Source organism: Streptomyces telluris (assembly GCF_024519335.1).
Taxonomy (GTDB): domain Bacteria; phylum Actinomycetota; class Actinomycetes; order Streptomycetales; family Streptomycetaceae; genus Streptomyces; species Streptomyces telluris.
The window spans coordinates 1-19,552 of record NZ_JANIID010000039.1; the positions used below are offsets into that span (position 1 = coordinate 1).

15 protein-coding genes are annotated in these 19,552 nt (G+C 74.2%); 3 read left to right on the forward strand and 12 right to left on the reverse strand.

From position 1 onward, the window contains the following. Nucleotides 1-62: 62 nt before the first annotated feature. From NQU55_RS30905 to NQU55_RS30920, 4 genes are all read right to left on the reverse strand, one after another. On the reverse strand, nt 63-2,075 hold the full coding sequence (locus NQU55_RS30905; protein WP_168091141.1) for an ethylmalonyl-CoA mutase: 2,013 nt from the start codon (nt 2,073-2,075) through the stop codon (nt 63-65). Nucleotides 2,076-2,085: 10 nt separating this feature from the next. Next, nucleotides 2,086-3,423, reverse strand: a complete 1,338-nt coding sequence (ccrA, locus tag NQU55_RS30910) for a crotonyl-CoA carboxylase/reductase (RefSeq protein ID WP_168091140.1) — start codon at nt 3,421-3,423, stop codon at nt 2,086-2,088. Between the two features lie 387 nt (nt 3,424-3,810). After that, a complete protein-coding gene (locus tag NQU55_RS30915) occupies nt 3,811-4,650 on the reverse strand; it encodes a TetR family transcriptional regulator (protein ID WP_168091139.1) in 840 nt (279 codons plus the stop codon). Nucleotides 4,651-4,750: 100 nt separating this feature from the next. Beyond that, nucleotides 4,751-6,571, reverse strand: coding sequence for a 3-hydroxyacyl-CoA dehydrogenase family protein (locus NQU55_RS30920; protein ID WP_256791560.1), 1,821 nt, complete (start codon nt 6,569-6,571; stop codon nt 4,751-4,753). Between the two features lie 369 nt (nt 6,572-6,940). Here NQU55_RS30920 and NQU55_RS30925 point away from each other — a divergent pair, with 369 nt between their 5' ends. Next, nucleotides 6,941-7,570 (forward strand): HEAT repeat domain-containing protein, encoded by a 630-nt coding sequence (locus NQU55_RS30925; protein WP_256791561.1) that lies wholly within the window; start codon nt 6,941-6,943, stop codon nt 7,568-7,570. 40 nt (nt 7,571-7,610) lie between these two features. Here NQU55_RS30925 and NQU55_RS30930 read toward each other — a convergent pair whose 3' ends face one another. After that, nucleotides 7,611-8,645 carry an Rv2578c family radical SAM protein gene (locus NQU55_RS30930; RefSeq protein WP_168091049.1) on the reverse strand — a complete coding sequence of 345 codons (1,035 nt, stop codon included), beginning with the start codon at nt 8,643-8,645 and terminating at the stop codon, nt 7,611-7,613. Nucleotides 8,646-8,819: 174 nt separating this feature from the next. Here NQU55_RS30930 and NQU55_RS30935 point away from each other — a divergent pair, with 174 nt between their 5' ends. Further along, nucleotides 8,820-9,263 (forward strand): SRPBCC family protein, encoded by a 444-nt coding sequence (locus NQU55_RS30935; protein ID WP_168091050.1) that lies wholly within the window; start codon nt 8,820-8,822, stop codon nt 9,261-9,263. 223 nt (nt 9,264-9,486) lie between these two features. After that, on the forward strand, nt 9,487-11,802 hold the full coding sequence (locus tag NQU55_RS30940; RefSeq protein WP_168091051.1) for an MFS transporter: 2,316 nt from the start codon (nt 9,487-9,489) through the stop codon (nt 11,800-11,802). Between the two features lie 829 nt (nt 11,803-12,631). Here NQU55_RS30940 and NQU55_RS30945 read toward each other — a convergent pair. From NQU55_RS30945 to NQU55_RS30980, 7 genes are read right to left on the reverse strand one after another with little or no spacing between them, the layout of a single operon-like run. Next, nucleotides 12,632-13,141: a flavin reductase family protein gene (locus tag NQU55_RS30945; RefSeq protein ID WP_168091052.1), complete on the reverse strand. Its 510-nt coding sequence runs from the start codon at nt 13,139-13,141 to the stop codon at nt 12,632-12,634. Further along, on the reverse strand, nt 13,138-14,376 hold the full coding sequence (locus NQU55_RS30950; protein ID WP_168091053.1) for an MFS transporter: 1,239 nt from the start codon (nt 14,374-14,376) through the stop codon (nt 13,138-13,140). Before NQU55_RS30950 ends, NQU55_RS30945 begins: the two co-directional genes overlap by 4 nt. Further along, nucleotides 14,373-15,578: an acyl-CoA dehydrogenase family protein gene (locus NQU55_RS30955; RefSeq protein WP_168091054.1), complete on the reverse strand. Its 1,206-nt coding sequence runs from the start codon at nt 15,576-15,578 to the stop codon at nt 14,373-14,375. The genes NQU55_RS30950 and NQU55_RS30955 overlap by 4 nt, the downstream gene beginning before the upstream one ends. Nucleotides 15,579-15,631: 53 nt before the next feature. After that, nucleotides 15,632-16,819 (reverse strand): acyl-CoA dehydrogenase family protein, encoded by a 1,188-nt coding sequence (locus tag NQU55_RS30960; RefSeq protein WP_256791562.1) that lies wholly within the window; start codon nt 16,817-16,819, stop codon nt 15,632-15,634. Next, complete coding sequence (locus NQU55_RS30965) at nt 16,816-17,079, reverse strand: acyl carrier protein (protein ID WP_168091055.1); 264 nt, start codon at nt 17,077-17,079, stop codon at nt 16,816-16,818. Before NQU55_RS30965 ends, NQU55_RS30960 begins: the two co-directional genes overlap by 4 nt. Beyond that, nucleotides 17,076-18,749, reverse strand: coding sequence for an amino acid adenylation domain-containing protein (locus NQU55_RS30975; protein ID WP_168091056.1), 1,674 nt, complete (start codon nt 18,747-18,749; stop codon nt 17,076-17,078). The genes NQU55_RS30965 and NQU55_RS30975 overlap by 4 nt, the downstream gene beginning before the upstream one ends. Next, nucleotides 18,746-19,540 carry an alpha/beta fold hydrolase gene (locus NQU55_RS30980; RefSeq protein WP_168091057.1) on the reverse strand — a complete coding sequence of 265 codons (795 nt, stop codon included), beginning with the start codon at nt 19,538-19,540 and terminating at the stop codon, nt 18,746-18,748. Before NQU55_RS30980 ends, NQU55_RS30975 begins: the two co-directional genes overlap by 4 nt. Nucleotides 19,541-19,552 lie beyond the last annotated feature (12 nt).

Sequence of the window (19,552 nt, forward strand, 5' to 3'; positions counted from 1 at the left end):
GCTGCCGGGGACCGCGAGGCACGAGCGGCGCGGGCGCAGCCGGTTCACCGGGGCGGGCGTAATCATGCGGGGACCTCCAACGGGTCGAGGTGGTTCGCTTTCCGGATCTCGTCGACGATACGGCCGATGATCTCCGTGATGCCGAAGTCCTTGGGGGTGAAGACCGCGGCGACGCCGACCGCCCGCAGGGCGGTGGCGTCCGCGGACGGGATGATGCCACCGACGATGACGGGGACGTCGTCGGCGCCCGTGGCGCGCAGCCGCGCCAGCACGTCGGGCACGAGCTCGGCGTGCGATCCGGAGAGGATCGACAGGCCGACGCAGTGCACGTCCTCGGCGACGGCCGCCGAGACGATCTGCTCCGGGGTCAGCCGGATGCCCTGGTAGACCACTTCGAAGCCGGCGTCGCGCGCGCGGACGGCGATCTGCTCGGCGCCGTTGGAGTGGCCGTCCAGGCCGGGTTTGCCGACGAGCAGGCGCAGCTTGCCGCTGCCCAGCTCGTCGGCGGTGCGGGTCACCTTGGCGCGGACGGCGGCCAGCGGGGTGCCGGCCTCCGCGGTGACCGCCACGGGGGCGCTGCTCACGCCCGTGGGGGCCCGGAACTCCCCGAAGACGTCGCGCAGGGCCCAGGACCACTCGCCGGTCGTCACGCCCGCGCGGACGCACTCCAGGGTGGCCGCCATGAGGTTGTCCGAGCCGGCGGCCGCCTTCTTCAGCGCGGACAGCGACTCCTGGGCGCGGGCCTCGTCGCGGTCGTCGCGCCAGGCGTGCAGCGAGGCGACGACGCGGGCCTCGTTGGCCGGGTCCACCGTCATGATCGCGGTGTCGAGGTCCGCGGTGAGCGGGTTGGGCTCGGTCGACTCGTAGCAGTTGACGCCGACGATCTTCTCCTCGCCGGCCTCGATCCGGGCCCGGCGCTCGGCGTGCGAGGAGACCAGCTGCGACTTCAGGTAGCCGGACTCGACGGCCGCCATCGCGCCGCCCATGCCCTGGATCCGCTCGATCTCCTCCAGGCACTCGGCGACCAGGCCGGAGACCTTGGCCTCGATCACGTGCGAGCCGGCGAAGATGTCGTCGTACTCCAGCAGGTCGCTCTCGTGTGCGAGGACCTGCTGGATCCGCAGGCTCCACTGCTGGTCCCAGGGGCGGGGCAGGCCCAGCGCCTCGTTCCAGGCGGGCAGCTGCACGGCGCGGGCGCGGGCGTCCTTGGAGAGGGTGACGGCCAGCATCTCCAGGACGATGCGCTGGACGTTGTTCTCCGGCTGGGCCTCGGTCAGGCCGAGGGAGTTGACCTGGACGCCGTAGCGGAAGCGGCGCTGCTTGGGGTTCTCGATGCCGTAGCGCTCACGGGTGATCCGGTCCCAGATGCGGCCGAACGCCCGCATCTTGCACATCTCCTCGACGAACCGGACGCCCGCGTTGACGAAGAAGGAGATGCGGGCGACGACCTCGCCCTTGCGGTCCTCGGGGACCTGGCCGGAGGCGAACACCGCGTCGAGCACGGCGATCGCGGTGGACATCGCGTACGAGATCTCCTGGACCGGAGTGGCCCCCGCCTCCTGCAGGTGGTAGCTGCAGATGTTGATCGGGTTCCACTTCGGGATGTTGTTGACCGTGTACGTGATCATGTCGGTGGTCAGCCGCAGCGACGGGCCCGGCGGGAAGACGTGCGTCCCGCGCGAGAGGTACTCCTTGACGATGTCGTTCTGCGTCGTCCCCTGCAGCCGGGCGATGTCGGCACCCTGCTCCTCCGCGACCACCTGGTACATGGCCAGCAGCCACATGGCGGTGGCGTTGATGGTCATGGAGGTGTTCATCTGCTCCAGCGGGATCTCCCGGAACAGCCGCCGCATGTCGCCGAGGTGCGCGACCGGCACGCCGACCCGGCCGACCTCGCCGCGGGCGAGGATGTGGTCGGAGTCGTAGCCGGTCTGCGTCGGCAGGTCGAAGGCGACCGAGAGACCGGTCTGGCCCTTGGCGAGGTTGCGCCGGTAGAGCTCGTTGGACGCCTCGGCGGTGGAGTGCCCGGCGTAGGTCCGCATGAGCCAGGGCCGGTCCTTCTGGCGCTCAGTCATCCCTGTGCTCTCACACGTTCCGGAAGCGGTTGATGGCGTCGATGTGCCGTGCCCGCATCTCCTCGTCGCGGACCCCCATCCCCTCCTCGGGGGCCAGCGCGAGCACGCCGACCTTGCCCTGGTGGAGGTTGCGGTGCACGTCGTACGCGGCCTGCCCGGTGTCCTCCAGGCGGTACGTCTTCGACAGCGTGGGGTGGATCTTTCCCTTGGCGATCAGGCGGTTGGCCTCCCACGCCTCGCGGTAGTTGGCGAAGTGAGAGCCGACGATCCGCTTCAGCGACATCCACAGGTAGCGGTTGTCGTACTCGTGGTTGTAGCCGGAGGTGGAGGCGCAGGTGACGATCGTGCCGCCCTTGCGGGTGACGTAGACCGAGGCGCCGAAGGTCTCGCGGCCGGGGTGTTCGAAGACGATGTCGACGTCCTCGCCGCCGGTCAGTTCGCGGATGCGCTTGCCGAAGCGCTTCCACTCCCGCGGATCCTGCTCGTGCTCGTTCTTCCAGAACCTGTAGTCCTCGGCGGTGCGGTCGATGATCGCCTCGGCGCCCATCCGCCGGCAGATCTCCGCCTTCTTGTCGCTGGAGACCACGCAGATGGGGTTGGCGCCGCCGGCGAGCGCGAACTGGGTGGCGTACGAGCCGAGTCCGCCGCTCGCGCCCCAGATCAGGACGTTGTCGCCCTGCTTCATGCCGGCGCCGTTGCGGGAGACGAGCTGGCGGTAGGCGGTGGAGTTGACCAGGCCCGGGGACGCGGCCTCCTCCCAGCTCAGGTGGCGCGGCTTGGGCATCAGCTGGTTGGACTTCACCAGCGCGATCTCCGCGAGGCCGCCGAAGTTGGTCTCGAAGCCCCAGATGCGCTGCTCGGGGTCGAGCATCGTGTCGTCGTGGCCGTCGGCGGACTCCAGCTCCACGGACAGGCAGTGGGCGACGACCTCGTCGCCGGGCTTCCAGGCGTTGACGCCGGGGCCGGTGCGCAGCACGACGCCCGCGAGGTCGGAGCCGATGACGTGGTACGGCAGGTCGTGCCGCTTGGCGAGCGGGGAGAGTTTGCCGTAGCGCTCCAGGAAGGCGAAGGTGGACAGCGGCTCGAAGATCGAGGTCCAGACGGAGTTGTAGTTCACCGAGCTGGCCATGACGGCCACGAGCGCCTCGCCGGGCCCGAGTTCGGGCACCGGCACCTCCTCGACGTGCAGCGACTTGCGCGGGTCCTTCTCGCGGGTGGTCAGGCCCTCGAACATGCCGGCCTCGTCCTTGTGCACGGTGACCGCGCGGTAGGACTCGGGGACGGTCAGGGCTGCGAAGTCCTCGGACGTGGTGTCCGGCGCGAGGATCGCGTCGAGTATCTGGTTCACGGTATTGCCTCCGGCGAAGCACGTCGGGAAACGGCTTGAGGGAACGTCGGGGGTGGTGCAGAGGGTGGAGCAGAGGCGGTGCCGTCGGTTCGGCGGTGGTGCGGGGCGGTGCCTGGTGCGGGTGATGCGGCGCCGGTGGGCGCGCTGGGAGATGCCTGTGACGCAGGCGTCCGGGCGCACATTGTGGGGACAGTCCGGCTTGTAGGCCGCCCGCCCGGACACTCCCCCAGACTCCGTCCGGGGGCGCCCCCAAACGTATGGCACGGCGTGCCACACGACAAGACACTCGGTGCCAACAATTTCTCTCAGATGTCATCCCGATGGCACGTATGAGCAACGAAGGCCGCCCCGAGGGGGCGGCCTTCGTTGGTAAAAGAGGGTTTTTGTCTACTTCGTCTTGAGTGCCTTCTCGATGGCCCGCATGACCTCGCCCAGCGGCGCGTCCGTCCGGGCCACGGTCACCAGCACCTCGCCCTCGGTCCGCGCCGAGGCGGCCGGGCCGTCCTCCGTCCGGGCGCGCCCGGCCCCGATGCCGGTGCCGAAGGTCTCCCGCACGATGGCGAACGCGTGGTCGAGCTGGGTCTCCACGTCGCCCTGGCCGCCGCCGCGCAGCCAGCGCCGCAGCACGTGGTTGTGCGCGGTGACGACGGCCGAGGCGGCGACCTCGGCGAGCAGCGGGTCGTCGTCGCCGACGTGGTGGGCGCTCTCGTCGAAGTGGCCGAGGAGGTAGCGGGTGAAGAGCCGCTCGTAGCGGGCCACGGAGGCGATCTCGCGCTCGCGCAGGGCCGGCACCTCACGGGTCAGGCGGTAGCGCTCCACCGAGACGGCGGGGGAGGCCGCGTACATCCGCATGACCTCCTTGATGCCCCGGCAGACGGTGTCGAGGGGGTTCTCGTGCGGCGGGGCCGCGTCCAGCACCCCCGCGGCCCGCACCAGGGTGTCGTCGTGGTCGGGGAAGATGGCCTCTTCCTTGGAGCGGAAGTGGCGGAAGAACGTCCGGCGGGCGACGCCGGCCGCGGCCGCGATCTCGTCGACGGTCGTCGCCTCGTAGCCCTTCGTCGCGAACAACTCCATCGCGGCCGCGGCGAGTTTGCGGCGCATGGTGAGCCGCTGGGCTGCGGCGCGGCGGCTGCCGGCGCTCTCGGTGTCGGGGTGCGGGTCTCTGGTCTCGCGGGGTACTTCTCCGGCCGTGCGCGGGGTGCGGACGGCCTTGGCGGGCTGGGGCATGTGGGGAACGTAACACGCGTCCGCACGGGCGTGCCGGGGCGGACCGTCCCCGGGTTCGAGCAGTCCGCCCCAGCCCACGTCGCGCTCGCGCGCGGTCCGGTCAGGCCTTCGCATACTCGCGGAAGCCGCGGCCCGTCTTGCGCCCCAGGCAGCCCGCCGCCACCAGGTGCTCCAGCAGGGGCGCGGGAGCGAGCCCGGGGTCGCGGAACTCGCGGTGCAGGACCTTCTCGATGGCCAGGGACACGTCCAGCCCCACGACGTCCAGCAGCTCGAAGGGCCCCATCGGATAGCCGCCGCCGAGCTTCATCGCCGCGTCGATGTCGTCCGGGCTCGCGTAGTGCTCCTGCACCATCTTCACCGCGTTGTTCAGGTACGGGAACAGCAGGGCGTTGACGATGAAACCGGCCCGGTCGCCGCAGTCCACGGCGTGCTTGCGCACCTTCTTGCAGACCGCACGGACCGTGGCGTGCACGTCGTCCGCGGTCAGGACCGTGCGGACCACCTCCACCAGCTTCATCGCCGGCGCCGGGTTGAAGAAGTGCATCCCGACGACGTCCTGCGGGCGCGAGGTGGCGCGGGCGCAGGCGACGACCGGCAGCGAAGAGGTGGTCGTGGCCAGCACCGCGCCCGGCTTGCAGACCTTGTCCAGCGTGGCGAACAGCTGCTGCTTGACCGCCAGGTCCTCCGCGACCGCCTCGATCGCCAGGTCGACGTCGGCGAAGGCGTCCAGCGACCCCGCCGGCTCGACGGCCTCCAGCGCGGCCTCCCGCTCCGCCGCCGTGATGCGGCCCTTCTCCACCGAGCGCGCGAGCGACTTCGCCACCCGCGCCCGGGCGGCCTCGGCCTTCTCCTGCGAGCGCGCCGCGAGCACGACGCGGTAGCCGGCCTTGGCGAAGACCTCGGCGATGCCGCTCGCCATCGTGCCCGACCCGGCCACGCCGACCGCGCGCACCTCCCGCGCCCGCGCCGCGGACCCGCCGCCGGCGCCCGGCGTCTCCGCGTCGGGCACCACCACGGCCGAGTCCGGCCCGTCGTAGGTGTAGAAGCCGCGGCCCGTCTTGCGGCCGGTCAGGCCCGCCTCCGCGAGCTGGCCGAGGACCGGCGCGGGAGCGTGCAGACGGTCGTGGGAGGCCGCGTACATCGCCTCCAGGACCGTGCGCGCGGTGTCGATGCCGATCAGGTCCAGCAGGGCGAGCGGGCCCATCGGCAGCCCGCAGCCCAGCCGCATCGCGGCGTCGATGTCCTCGCGGGTGGCGTAGCGCGCCTCGTACATCGCGGCGGCCTGGTTCAGGTAGCCGAACAGCAGCCCGTCGGCGACGAAGCCGGGCCGGTCGCCGACCGCGACGGGCTCCTTGCCCAGCTCCCGCGCCAGCGCGGTGACGGCCGCGACGGCTGCGGGCGCCGTGAGCACCGACGAGACCACCTCCACCAGCTTCATCGCCGGCGCCGGGTTGAAGAAGTGCATCCCGAGGACGCGCTCCGGGCGGGCCGAGTCGGCGGCCAGCCGGGTCACGGACAGGGCGTTGGTGCCCGTCGCCAGGATCGCCTCCGGGCGCACGATCGCATCCAGGGCGGTGAACACCTCGTGCTTGACGGCGTAGTCCTCGGGCACGACCTCGATCACCAGGTCGGCGCCCGCCGCGGCCCGCAGGTCCGTGGCGGTGCGGAAGCGGGCGAGCGCGGCCCGCCGCTCGTCCTCCGTGATGCGCTCGCGGCGCACCGCGCGGGCGGTGGCGTTCTCCAGCGCGCGGACGGCGTGCGCCGCCGCGGCCTCGGAGACGTCGATGCCGGTGACCTCGCGGCCGGCCCGGACGAGGACTTCGGCGATGCCGGTGCCCATGGTGCCGAGGCCGACGACGGCGACGGTCCGCAGGGGGGAGGGGGAGGAGAGGGACGGCTCAGGGGTGGACGTACGGTCCATCGCGAGACTCCAGAAGGTGTTCCCCGGGCGCGGGGATGCATCGGTCGGTTGCCGGTGCAGGCGGGCGGCCCCGGCGGGCCGCGGCGGCTGCGGGATTTTCCGGGTGCGGGATTTCCGGGTACGTACGGGTAAGGGGCGACCACGGAAAGGGAGTTGTGCGACCGGCAGGCCCTGTCCCGGGGCCGTGCCGTACTCGACGGGCCGAACCGACGAACCGACGTCGAAAGCAGCGGGCGGCTGCGTCACCAGGCCGCCCGAGCGGGGGTGCCGCTCCTGCCGGGAGATTAACTCACGGGTAACCAAGAGCGCCAGGGGCGGGGCCGGCGACTTACGATGTGGCGCAGGCCACTCGGGGAGGAGAAGCGGGCAGTGACAGGAGCCGAGAGGGCAGAAGAGGAATTCCGTGCGCTGGTGAAACGCGTGCGGGCCGAACTGGGCACGTCGGCCGAGTTCTCGGAGTTCGAGCGGCTCCTCGCGCTCGTCCGCTCGCGCGAGGGCGGGCCCCCCGCCCGGCGCGCGCGGCGCGACGAGCTCGCCGGGATGCTGGTCGCCCCCGAACAACCGCTGTGGGCCCGGGAGATCGCCGCCTTCGTCCTGGGGGCGGAGGGCGACCGCCGGGCCTTCGAGACCCTGATCCTGCTCCTCAACTACCGCGAACCGGTGCGCTGCGCCACCGCCGCCTTCGTCCTCGCCCGCCTCGGCGACCCCCGCACCGCCCGCGCGGCCGCGGCCCTCGCCACCAACCCGCTGCGCACCGCCTACGCCCTGCACCCCGTCCGCCTGCTGACCGAGCTGCGCGCCCCCGAGTCCGTCCCCGCCCTGCTGGCCACGCTCGAACGGCTGCTGGCGGCCCGCGACCACTGCTGGCCGATAGCCCGCGCCTGCGTGGAGGGCCTGGGCGTCCTGGGGGACCGCCGCGCGGAGGACGCCCTGGTCGCGGCCCGCGAGCACGACCGCCTCCGGGCGGCGGCGCACGAGGCGCTGGAGCGGCTCACGTGACGGGGAGGGTCATCGCGTAGCGCACCTCCGGTATCGGGCCTCACAGGAGGGTCAGCTGGGTCGCCTGCGGAGAGGCCGGGGCCGGGGGCGGTGGCGGGGTGGGGATGCGGCGGTGGTTTCCGGGGCCCGTGGGGCCTATGCCGAACTCAGCCGCGTATTCGTGGACTTGCCGGGTGATGCGCCGCTGGTACCACTTCGGGGCGTAGGCGCCGTCCGCGTACATCGTCTCGTAGCGCCGCACCAGGTGCGGGTGGTGACGGGCCAGCCAGGCCGTGAACCACTCGCGGGCGCCGGGCCGCAGGTGCAGCACGAGCGGGGTGACCGACGTGGCGCCGGAGGCGGCGACGGCGCGCACCGTCGCCCGCAGCTGCTCGGGGGAGTCGCCGAGGAAGGGGATGACCGGCGCCATCAGCACCCCGCAGGGGATGCCGTGCCCGGTGAGCGTCCGGACGGCGTCGAGCCGGCGCGCGGGCGAAGGGGTGCCGGGCTCGACCGTGCGCCACAGCTCCTCGTCGAGGAAGCCGACGGACATCGACACCCCGACGTCGGTGACGGCGGCGGCCTCCCGCAGCAGCTCCAGGTCGCGCAGGATCAGCGTCCCCTTGGTGAGGACCGAGAACGGGTTAGCGCGCTCGCGCAGGGCGTCGATGATGCCGGGCATCAGGCGGTAGCGGCCCTCGGCGCGCTGGTAGCAGTCGACGTTGGTGCCCATGGCGATGTGCTCGCCGCGCCAGCGCGGGGCGGCCAGCTCGCGGCGGAGCGCCTCGGGGGCGTTGACCTTGACGACGATCTGGGTGTCGAAGCCGAGGCCGGTGTCCAGGTCGAGGTAGCCGTGCGTCTTGCGGGCGAAGCAGTACACGCACGCGTGCGTGCAGCCGCGGTAGGGGTTCACGGTCCACTCGAAGGGCATCCGGGAGGCGCCCGGCACCCGGTTGACGATCGTCCTCGCCCGGACCTCGTGGAAGGTGATCCCGCGGAACTCGGGGGTGTCGAGGGTGCGCGTCACCACGTCCGTGCCGAAGAGCGCGCCCGGGCCGTCGTCGGCGCCGTCGCCGCCGAGGTTGGACCAGCGCATGGCACCTCCTTCGCATCATTCGTTCGAATGGTCGATCCCTCCCGATCGAGATTAGAACACATGTTCGCGTGTGGCGAGGGGGCCCGGATTTGGGCGGGTGTGGCGTTGGTGGTTGGCTGTGCCGCGAAGCAGGTACGGCAAAGCACAGCTTTTTCACATGTCCCGGAGGGCAGCATGGGCCAGGTCGAGGCCACGACGGAGCGGATCATCGCGGCGGACCCGGAGGAGGTGTTCGACGCGCTGGCGGACTACACCGGCACCCGGGCCAAGCTGCTGCCCGAGCACTTCAGCGAGTACGAGGTGCGCGAGGGCGGGGACGGCGAGGGCACCCTCGTGCACTGGAAGCTCCAGGCCACCAGCAAGCGCGTCCGCGACTGCCTGCTGGAGGTCGCCGAGCCCACCACCGGGCAGCTGGTCGAGAAGGACCGCAACTCCTCCATGGTCACCACCTGGACCGTCACCCCGGCCGGCGAGGGCAAGGCCCGGGTCGTCGTCAGCAGCGTGTGGAACGGCGCCGGCGGCGTCGGCGGCTTCTTCGAGCGCACCTTCGCCCCCAAGGGTCTCGGCCGCATCTACGACGCCGTCCTCGACAAGCTGGCCGCGGAGACCGAGAAGTAGGCGGCGCACGGCCGAGAGGCAGTCGGTGGAAGCCCGGACCGGTCGCGGTCCGGGCTTCACCGTTTCGGGTGGTTTCCCCGGCGCCGCAGGGGGCCGCCGTATGCCTCCGACCGGCGCAAAAGCCCCACCGACGGCCTCTCGGGTCAATCCCCTCGGTTGCCCGCCGTTGTCGCGAAATGCGAGAAAAGGGCGGCGATAGCAGGTGCTACGAGGGGAGCGGCACGTGGGTGGGACCACTTTGGTAGAGAGCGACGGGCCGGTGCCCGTCCTACTGCTCGCACCCCAGGCCGCCCCCGCACCTCCGGCGCCCCCCGAACCCCCCGCCGCCCGGGGGCGGTTGGGCGTCGCCCTCGCCGGCCTGCTGCTCGCGCTGTTCCTCGCCGCGCTCGACCAGACCGTCGTCGCCACCGCCCTCCCGGCCATCGCCGGCGACCTGCACGGCGCCGGCCGGGCCGCCTGGATCATCACGGCCTACCTGCTCGGCTCCGCCGTCGCCGTTCCCGTGCACGGCCGGCTCGGCGAAATCGCAGGCCGCAAGGGCGTCTTCGCCTTCGCCCTCGTCCTGCTCGTCGCCGGCTCCGCCCTCGCGGCCCGCGCGCAGACCATGGACCAGCTCCTCGCCTTCCGTACCCTCCAAGGCATCGGCGGCGGCGGCGTGCTGGCCGCCGTCCACGCGATCATCGCCGACCTGACCCCCGCCCGCGAGCGCCGCCGCCGGACCGGCGCGGCCGCCGCCGTCCTCGCACTCGCCTCCCTCGCCGGGCCTCCGCTCGGCGGCCTCCTCACCGACCACGCCTCCTGGCGCTGGTGCTTCCACCTCAACGTCCCCCTCGGCCTGATCGCCCTCCTCGCCGTCACCTCCGGGCTGCGGCTCCCCCGGCCCGCGCGCCGGGCGCGCTTCGACACCCTCGGCGCCCTGCTCCTCGTCGCCTTCTCCGTCAGCGCGGTCCTGCTGGCCGACCGGGCCGGGACCGCCCCCGCCTGGCACGCGCGCGTCGTCCTCGGCCTCGCCGCCGCCACCCTCGGCACCGCCCTGCTCTTCATCGTCGTCGAGCACCTCGCGGCCGACCCTCTCGTCCCGCCCCGCCTCCTCCGCGACCGCACCTTCCTCGTCTGCGCCGCCCTCGGCGCGGGCACCGGCGCGGCCCTCTTCGGCGCCGTCGGCTGTCTGCCCACCTTCCTGCAGACGGCCGACGGCGCAGGCGCCGTCCGGGCGGGGCTGCTGCTCCTGCCCCTGACGGCCGGCGCCGTCCTCGGCTCCCTCCTCAGCGGGCGGTTCGCCCGGCGCACCCGCCACTGCCGGCTCTACGCCGCCGCCGGCTGCGCAGCGGCCGCCGCCGGCGCGTACGCGCTCTCCCGCCTCGGCACCGGCACCACCTGGCCCGCCTACGCCCTCGCGACGGCGGCCCTCGGCGCCGGCACCGGGCTCGCCCTGCCCGCCCTCGCCCGCGCCGTACGCAACGCCGTGCCCGCCGCGGACCTCGCCGCCGCCGGCAGCGCCGGCACGTACCTCCGGCAGCTGGGCGGCGCGCTCGCCGTGGCCTCCCTCGGCGCCCTCCTCGCCCACCGCCTCGCCGGCGGGCCGGACCGCGGCGGCTACGCGCGCGCCTACGCGGACGCCGCGCCGCGGACCTTCCTGTACCTCGTCCCCGTCCTCGTCCTGGGCCTTTTACTCGCCTTCCTGCTGAAGGAGAAACCGCCGGTGTCCCAAAACCTCGCCGAAGCCCCCGTCATCCCCTCCGCGCGGACCGCGCCGCCGGAGGAGGAACCCCCCTTCGTCCCGGGCATCCCCGTCACCGGAGTCGTCCAGCACCACGACGGCACCACCGTGCCCCGCGCCGCCCTCACCCTGATCGACAGCAGCGGACGGCAGATCGGGCGCGGGGCCACCGGCGAGGACGGGCGGTACGCCCTCAGCACGCCCGGCACCGGCTCCTACGTCCTCATCGCGGCCGCGGGCGGCCACCAGCCCCAGGCCGTCACCGTCACCGTCGGCGAACGCCCCGTCGAGCTCGACGTCGTGCTCGGCGGCGCCGGGCGCCTCGCCGGGACCGTGCTCACCGCCGACGGCTCGCCCGTGCGGGACGCGCTCGTCACCCTCACCAACGTGCACGGCGAGGTCGTCGCCTCCACCCGCACCGGGCGCGACGGCGGCTACGACATCACCGAACTCGTCGCCGGCGAATACACGCTGGCCGGCAGCGCCCCCGTCTTCCGGCCCGCCGCGCTGCCGGTGACCGTCCAGTCCTGCCGCGAGACCCGGCAGGACATCGAGCTCGCCGGCGGGGCCGTGCTGCGCGGCGTCGTCCGGGCGGGGGGCGGCCGGCTGGTCGAGGACGCCCGCGTCACCCTCCTGGACGCCGCGGGCAACGTCGTCGACACCGCCACCACCGGGCCCGACGGGGCCTTCCGGTTCGTGGACCTCTCGGCGGGCGAGTACACCGTCATCGCCGCGGGGTACCCGCCGGTGGCCACGGTGCTCCAGGTCGCGGGTGGAGGGCGCACGGAGCGCGACCTCCAACTCGGCCACGCGGACTAGCCGTCCGGCTGGGTCCGGGGCGCGGGGCGCCTCCGCCGCGGGTCCGGTTTGCGCCGGGCCCATGGCGGGGTGGCGCCTCGCCGCCACGAGAACTCCTGAGCCGGCAGGAACGGCCTTGCGCCGCCGCGGCGTTCAGCGGTATCCGGTCCTACCGGGGCCGTCGTCGGTGCCGGTGGGCGCGGATTCCGCCGGGCTCTCGCCGCGGGGGCGCTTCGCCGTTGCGGCGGGAGGTTTTTCCGGCTTCGCCGGGGGAGAAAGGGGGCCGCGCGTTCGGCCTCGATGGCGAGGGTCCCGGCGGCATCGGCCCCGCGGGAACCCCCGCCGGTGCCGGTGGCCGTGGATTTCGCCGGACTCTCGCCGCGGGGGTGATTCGCCGTTGCGGCGGGAGGTTTTCCGGCTTCGCCGGGGGAGGAGGGGCCACCGCCTCGGGCTCGGACTCAGGACCTGTGCAGGCCGGCAGTCGTCCCCCCCCCTTCCGCCGCCGCGGTGTTCGGCCACGATGGTGAGGGTCCGGCGGCACAGAGTCCTAGCGGGACCCCCGCCGGTGCCGGTGGGCGCGGATTCCGCCGGACTCTCGCCGCGGCGGCGTTTCGCCGTTGCGGCGGGAGGTTTTTCCGGCTTCGCCGGAGGGGAATGGGCCCGGGCTCGGTCCCAGGCCCTTGTGTGTGACGGCGGTCGCCCCTCCGCCGTCATGGTGGGAGGATTTCCCGGCTTCGCCGGGGGAACGGGGGCAGGGCCCGGGCTCGGGCCCCTGGGCCTGTTCGTGACGGCGGTCATCCTCCCGCCGCGGCGGGAGGGCGACCCGGCTTCGCCGGCCCCGCGGAGCCCCCTACGGCGTCGGCCACGTCGCGTACCGCCGCAATCCGTACAGCAGTGGGGGCTCGTCCGCGCCCCGGGTCGTGGTGGTGCGGACCACCTCGCCGAGGATGACGGTGTGGTCCCCGGCGGGGGTCAGGCGGTGGACGCGGCATTCGGCGATCGTGTGGGCGTCCTCCGGGAGGAGGGGCAGGGCCGTGGCCGCGGAGGGCTGCCAGGGGACGGCCGAGAAGCGGCCCGCGTCGCGGTGGGCGAAGGCCTCCGCGGCGCGGCGCCCCGCCCCGTGCAGGAGGTTGACGGCGAACCAGCCGCGCCCGGCGAGCACCGGCAGGGTGCTGCCCTTGGTGGAGGCGCACACCAGCAGCAGCGGCGGGTCGAGGGACACCCCGCACCACGCGGTGCAGGCGAAGCCGTAGGGGGTGCCGAGGCCGTCGTCCGTGGTGACCACGGCCACCCCGCCGGGGTGGGCGGCCATCAGGGCGCGGTAGCTGTCGGGATCGACGGGTGAGAGCGCGGTGGTCATGGCGGGGTCCTTCGGGTGGGTGTGCGGTTGCCGAGGGCCGCGGTGACGCCGATGCTGCCCAGGCACAGCACCGTCACCACCCCGGCGAAGACGCCGGCCGCGGTCATGAGCGTGCCTTCGGCCAGCAGCACGGCCACGCCGACGACCGGCACGGTCAGGCCCAGGTACGCGGCGACGAAGTAGCCGGAGACCAGCTCCGAGACGCGGTCCGGCGCGGCCTGGGACGTCACCAGGGCCAGGCCGGACTTGAAGGACGTGCCCGCCCCCGCCCCGCCCAGCACGGAGCCGCACAGGAAGGCGGGCAGGGAGGCGGCGGACAGGCCCGCGACGATGAGGGCGAGCCCGACCGGGACGGCGGTCATGCCCGCGACCAGCCCGGCGCGCGGCGTGACGCGCACCGCGAGGAGCTGGGCCGCCCCCGCGGAGCCGAAGGCGCTGAAGGCCACCAGGCCGACGGCGAGCCGGCTGTGGTTGTGCAGCCCTTCCACGAGGAAGTTGCCCGCCAGCGCGGCCAGCAGGCCCAGCAGCGCGAACGAGGCGAAGACGGCGACCGCCGCGGCGGTGAACGGCCGCCGCACGGCGGGCGGCACGCCGATCCGCTGCGGGCGGATCCCGCCCCCGCGCGCGACGACCCGCTCCGGCAGCAGCGCGAGCGCCGCGCCCGGCAGCAGCAGGGCGATCAGGACGGTGTACGGCAGCACCTCGGGCGAGGGCGCGTACTCCACGAGGACGCCCGAGAGCAGCGCCCCGCTGCCGAGCCCGGCCATGTTGGTGACCGAGGCGACGAGGGCGGCCCGCGGCGGCGAGGGGTGCAGTTCTCTCAGGTACGCGGTGGCGGCGCCGGTCGTCAGGCCCACCGAGACGCCGGAGAGCAGCCGCCCGGCGAACAGCCCCGGCAGGGTGGGCAGGGCGATGAAGACGACGCTGCTCGCCGCGGCCACGACCAGCGCCGGGACGAGCGTGGCGCGCCGCCCGATCTTGTCCGACAGCCCTCCGAACAGCAGCAGGGCGGCCACGATGCCCACCGCGTAGGCCGCGAAGACCAGGGCGACGACCGGCGGGGACAGGTGCAGCCGCTGCGCGTACAGGGCGTAGACGGGCGTGGGCAGGGTGCCGCCGGCCATCACCACGAACAGCACGTACGTGACGGTGGGGACGGCGGCGCGCGGTGCGGCGGGCAGGGCGGGGGCCGGGGCCCCCGCCGCGGCGAGCCGCCGCTGTCCATTGGCCCTCACCAGTCGAACGCCGTCGCGTCGTACAGGTTCACACCGAGCGCGGCCTTGCCCAGGTACTCCAGGCACTCCTCCGGTTTGGCGGGCATCACGGAGGCGAAGGACGCCTCCCGCAGCAGCCGTTCGAGCGGCTGCGACCGGCTCACGGCCACCGAGCCGCAGATGCGGACGGCGTCCTGCGCGAGGGCGGGCCCGGTCTCGCCGACGACGTACTTCGCGGCGTGCACCGCGGCGTTGGCCTCGGCGCTGCCGCGCGCGGCGTCCACGCGCGCACCGGCCTCGGCGACCAGGGCCCGGGCGGCGCTCAGCCGCGCGGACATCCGGCCGAGCTCGCGCTGCAGCACCGGCGACCCGGCGCGCCCGGGCGAGGCGGCCACGTGGCCGGTGGTGAAGCGGAGGATCGCCTCGGCGATGCCCAGGTAGGCGCCCGTGTACCCGGCGATCATCCAGTGGGGTTCGCGCACCAGCTTGTACAGGGACATCCCCTCGACGCCGAGGAAGAGCCGGGAGCGCGGCACGGTCACCGCGTCCAGGGTCATGCCCGCGGTGCTGGTGCCGTACATGGCGGACAGGCTGTGCACCTCTCCGAAGCCCACGCCGGGGTCGTCCGCCGCGACGACGAAGTGCGAGACCTCGCCGCTGCCTTCGGTGCCCTCGGCGCGGGCGGCGACCACGTAGTAGTCGGCGACGCCCGCCAGGGAGACGAAGGACTTCTCGCCGGTGATGACGTAGCCGCCATCCTCGGTGCGGCGGTAGGAGGTGCGCACGCCGCGGAGCTTGGCGCCGCTGCCGGCCTCGGAGGTGGCGGAGGCGAACAGCTTGCGCCCGTGGACCACCTCGCCGAAGAGCCAGGTCCGGAAGGCCTCCGCCGCGGGCGGCAGGGGCGTGCCGGCGGACTCGCACAGGGAGCCGATCGCGACGTTGTGCATGTTGAAGCCGAGGGCGGCGGCGCCGTTGTGGGCGCCCAGCACGGCGAGCACCCGGGAATACGCGGCGAAGCCGAGCCCGGCCCCGCCGGCCTCGCGTGGCACGAGCAGGCCGAGCAGCCCGGCCTCGCGCAGGATGCGGTAGGTCTCGTGGCCGGTGGAGCGGCCCGCGTCGACCTCGGCGGCGAACGGGGCGAGGGCCGCCCCGGTCGCCTCGGCGACGTCGAGCAGTTCGTCGAATTCGGCGGGTGGCAGCTCGGTGGGCAGGGACAGGGCCATGAGGGGCCTTTCCGAAATCGGGTTCCCGGCTTGCTCGGGAATCGGTTCGCGAATCAGTTTTCGACGGGGAGCCCGAATTCACGGGCGACCCCGATGCGCAGCAGGTCGTTGGGGCCTGCATAAGTGAGCGCCGCCATGGGGCTGTGCAGATCGGCGGGGAGTTCGGAATCGGCGATGAAGGCCCGTACGCCCGACAGTGCGGTGGCGTGCTCGGTCAGCCGTACGTAGTCCTCGGAGACGGAGATCTTGGTCAGGGCGGCCTCGGCCGACAGCCGGCGGGTGGGCGTTCCCGCGTCCAGCCGCGCCGCCATGGAGTACAGCAGCGTGCGGGAGCGGTGCAGGACGAGCGCCATGTCGCTGACGCGCGCGGCCACTTGGTGGCTGGAGCCCATCCGGCGGCCGAAGTGCCCGCGCCCGGACGCCCAGTCCGTCAGGCGCTGCAGGGTGCGGCGCATCGGGCCGAGGGCGTAACCGAGCAGCAGGGCCCGCTCCCAGGTGGTGGTGGAGGAGAGGATCGCCAGGCCCGAACCCTCGCCGCCCACCAGGGCGCCCGCGCCCAGCCGTACGCCGTCGAAGACGAGCTCGCCCATCGGCACGCCGGGCAGCGCGGTCTTGGCGAAGGCGTCGGCGCGGGTCACGCCAGGGGTGGCGACGGGGAACAGGAAGGCGGACAGGGAGAACGGCGAGCGGCCCTGCTCGGTGCGGGCGAAGACGAGGGCCAGGTCGGCCACGGGGGCGGCGGTGATGAAGGTCTTGGCGCCCTCCAGCACGTAGCCGTCGCCGTCGCCGTCGCGGGTGGCGCGGGTGTCCATCGACAGCGGGTCGCTGCCGCCCTTGCGTTCGGTGAGGGCGTGGCACAGCAGCTCCCGCCCGTCCTGGATGCGGGCGACGGACCGCCACGCGCCGGCCGGGAGCACGGCGCGCAGCGGGTACTCCATGCCGAACACCTGGGAGGCCATGGCGTAGACGACGCCGGGGTCGGCGCCGGCCAGGCCGATGCCCTCGATCATGGCCAGCGAGCGGGTGACGGGCCCGGGGGCGGCGTCGTCCGCGGACGCCCCGGGGCCGGGCTCCGGGGGGTCCAGACGGAGCACGCCGAGCCCGGCCAGGGCCTCCCACTGGTCGCGGAAGCCCTTGCCGGTCAGCTGCTCCACCAGGGGCAGCGCCCGGTCGCGGTACTCGTCCACCACGGCCTCGGTCCCCGGGGGACCGGAGCGCAGCAGCCGGTCGGCGGCACTCACCGGGCGACCTCCGCCCGGAGTCCTTCCAGCACGCCCCACAGCGCCTGCGGGCTGCGGAAGTTGGCCGCGACGATCTCGGTGTCCGGCAGCACGATGCCGGCCTGCGCGTCGAGCGCGGCGACGATCTGCATGATGGACAGCGAGTCCAGCAGGCCCTGTTCGAGCAGCGGGGTGTCGGGCTGCAGCTGCCGGGGCTCCTCGCCGCGCCCCCAGATGATCTTGCTGCTGATCAGGGTGCAGAGGTCCTCTACGGTGTTCACGCGCGGGCTCCTTCGGTGGGAGTGGTGGACTGGTCGGCGGTACGGGGCGGCTCGGCGGTGCGGGGCGGCTCGGCGCTACGGGGCAGCTCGTCGGTGCGGGCGGCGAGCGCGCGGCGGTCGACCTTGCCGCGGGCGTTGACGGGCAGGGAGGCGGCGGGGACGACGCGGTCGGGCAGCATGCGCAGCGGCAGGAGCCCGCGCAGGCCGGCGAGGACCTCCTCGGCGACCTTCCCGGGGGAGGTCTCCGCAGCGGCTGCGGCGGTGTCCCTCCCGCCCCCGTCGCTCTGGACGTACGCCCAGATCTCGCCGTGGTGCGCGCCGTCCTTGGCGACGACCGCGGCGGCGGTGACGCCGGGCAGCGCGAGCACGGCGCTCTCGACGTCGAGCAGGTCGATGCGGTGCCCGCGCCGCTTGACCTGCGTGTCGCCGCGGCCGCGCAGGAACACGCGGCCGTCGGCGGTGATGCGGCCGATGTCGCCGGTGGCGTAGGCGCGGCGGGCGACGCCGTCGCGGAAGCGCACCGTGCGGGTGGGATCGGTGAGGGTCCCGTCGTGCAGGTAGCCCTGGAAGACGGTGGCGCCGGCGACGTGGATCTCGCCGGTGCCGTCGGTGGGCAGGCCGTCCTCGCCGAGGACGTCGACGACGTCGCCGTCGACGGCCCGGCCGATGGTGACCTCCTGGCCGGCGGTCCAGCCGGCGGGCACCCGGCTGTACGTGCAGACGTTGGTCTCCGTCGGCCCGTAGAGGTTGTACAGCGGCACGTCGCCCAGGAGCCGCAGGTAGCGCTCCAGGGGGCGCGGGGCGAAGGGCTCGCCCGCGAAGGCCGCCACGCGCAGGGAGGGCGGGAAGTCCTCGGCGATGCCGCCCCGTTCGAGCATGCCCTGGTAGAGGGAGGGCACCGCGTAGAAGGCGGTGATCCGCTGTTCGTGGAGCCAGCCGACGACGTCGCGCGGGAAGGTCCGCAGGACGTCGGGCATGAGGACGGCGCAGGCGCCCGCCGCGGCCGTGCTGAACAGGTCGAAGGTCGTGAGGTCGAAGGTCAGCGCGGCCTGGGAGCCGACGCGGTCGGTCTCCGTCAGCCCGAGTTCGGCGGCGGCCCACAGCGCGAAGTGGGCGACGTTGGCGTGCGAGAGGAGCACCCCTTTGGGGCGGCCGGTGCTGCCGGAGGTGAACAGGACGTAGCCGCCGCTGCCGGCGGGCGCGGGCAGCGGGGCGGGCTTGTCCGCGCCCGCGAGCGTGCGGACCAGGTTCAGGCCGTGGTCCAGGGCGCCCTCGTCCGGCCCGGGGCCCGCGCCCGCTTCGGCGGCGGCGCGGCGGGCGCCCTCCAGGGAGCGGTCCGGGGCGAGCAGCAGGGAGATCCCGGCGCCGCGCACCATGTGGGCCGTGCGGACGGGCGGGTCGGCGACGTCGAGCGGGGCCACGACGGCCCCGGCGCGCAGCGCGGCGTAGATGCCGAGGACCGCCTCGGTGCCCTTGGGGGCCAGGACGCCCACCCGGTCCCCGGTCTCCAGGCCGGCCGCGCGCAGCTGCCGGGCCAGCCCGTCGACCGCGCGGTCGATTTCGGCGTAGGTCCAGGTGCGGCCCTGGGCGGTGAGGGCGGGGCGGGCGGGGTGGCGGCGCGCGGACGCGGCGAGCAGGCCGTCCAGGCGGACGTCGTCGGGGTCGCTCATGGTCGGATCTCCTGGCGCGAGGGCTGCCCGGCGGGGGCGGAGGCGGTGGAGAGGAAGGTCTGGACGGCGTCGACGACGTCGTCGGGCCGTTCGAGGTGCGGGGCGTGGCCGCAGCCGGCCAGCTCCAGGCGCTGCACGGGCCCGCCGAGGGCGCGCTCGGCGGCGTCGAGGTGGGCGAAGGTGCCGTACGGGTCGCTGTCGCCCTGGACGAGGAGGACGGGGGCGGTGGCGCCGGCCAGATCGCCCTCGATGTCCCAGTCGCGGAAGGCCTCGGAGAGCCACAGCCCGCTCCAGCGCCGGAACACGGTGAGCGGGTCCTGGTGGTAGAAGGCCAGCTCCTTGGCGAGCGGCCCGGACGCGTGGGCCTCGCGGGCCGCGGCGACGCCGTGGAGCGTCCGCGGCTCGGCGAACAGGTGCGGGGCGAGGGCGACGACAGCCTCCACGGGGTGTCCGGCGGCGTGCAGCAGCGCGATCGAGGCGCCTTCGCTGTGGCCGACGAGCACGGGACGGCGGAAGCCGAGCCGGTCGAGCAGCTCGGGGAGGACCTCGTGCGCCTCCTCGTGCAGGGAGCGCGGGGTGCGCTCCTGCGGGGCCGGGCCCGAACCGCCGTGCCCGTGGCGGGAGAAGACCAGGGCCCGGCGGCCGGTGGCCGCCGCCAGGCGGGCCGGGAAGCGCCGCCACATGGCGATGCAGCCCAGGCCTTCGTGGAGGAGGACGAGGGGGGCGGCTTCGGAGTCTCCTTCGAGGACGGTGTATTCGACAGGCCCTCGGGATATCTCGATGGTGGGCATGAAGTGTCCTTG

What these genes read in the sequence shown, in the direction of transcription:
- NQU55_RS30905 (WP_168091141.1), bottom strand. Translation starts at nt 2,075, where the DNA reads ATGACTGAGCGCCAGAAGGACCGGCCCTGGCTCATGCGGACCTACGCC.
- NQU55_RS30915 (WP_168091139.1), bottom strand. Translation starts at nt 4,650, where the DNA reads ATGCCCCAGCCCGCCAAGGCCGTCCGCACCCCGCGCACGGCCGGAGAA.
- NQU55_RS30920 (WP_256791560.1), bottom strand. Translation starts at nt 6,571, where the DNA reads ATGGACCGTACGTCCACCCCTGAGCCGTCCCTCTCCTCCCCCTCCCCC.
- NQU55_RS30930 (WP_168091049.1), bottom strand. Translation starts at nt 8,645, where the DNA reads ATGCGCTGGTCCAACCTCGGCGGCGACGGCGCCGACGACGGCCCGGGC.
- NQU55_RS30935 (WP_168091050.1), top strand. Translation starts at nt 8,820, where the DNA reads ATGGGCCAGGTCGAGGCCACGACGGAGCGGATCATCGCGGCGGACCCG.
- NQU55_RS30945 (WP_168091052.1), bottom strand. Translation starts at nt 13,141, where the DNA reads ATGACCACCGCGCTCTCACCCGTCGATCCCGACAGCTACCGCGCCCTG.
- NQU55_RS30955 (WP_168091054.1), bottom strand. Translation starts at nt 15,578, where the DNA reads ATGGCCCTGTCCCTGCCCACCGAGCTGCCACCCGCCGAATTCGACGAA.
- NQU55_RS30975 (WP_168091056.1), bottom strand. Translation starts at nt 18,749, where the DNA reads ATGAGCGACCCCGACGACGTCCGCCTGGACGGCCTGCTCGCCGCGTCC.
- NQU55_RS30980 (WP_168091057.1), bottom strand. Translation starts at nt 19,540, where the DNA reads ATGCCCACCATCGAGATATCCCGAGGGCCTGTCGAATACACCGTCCTC.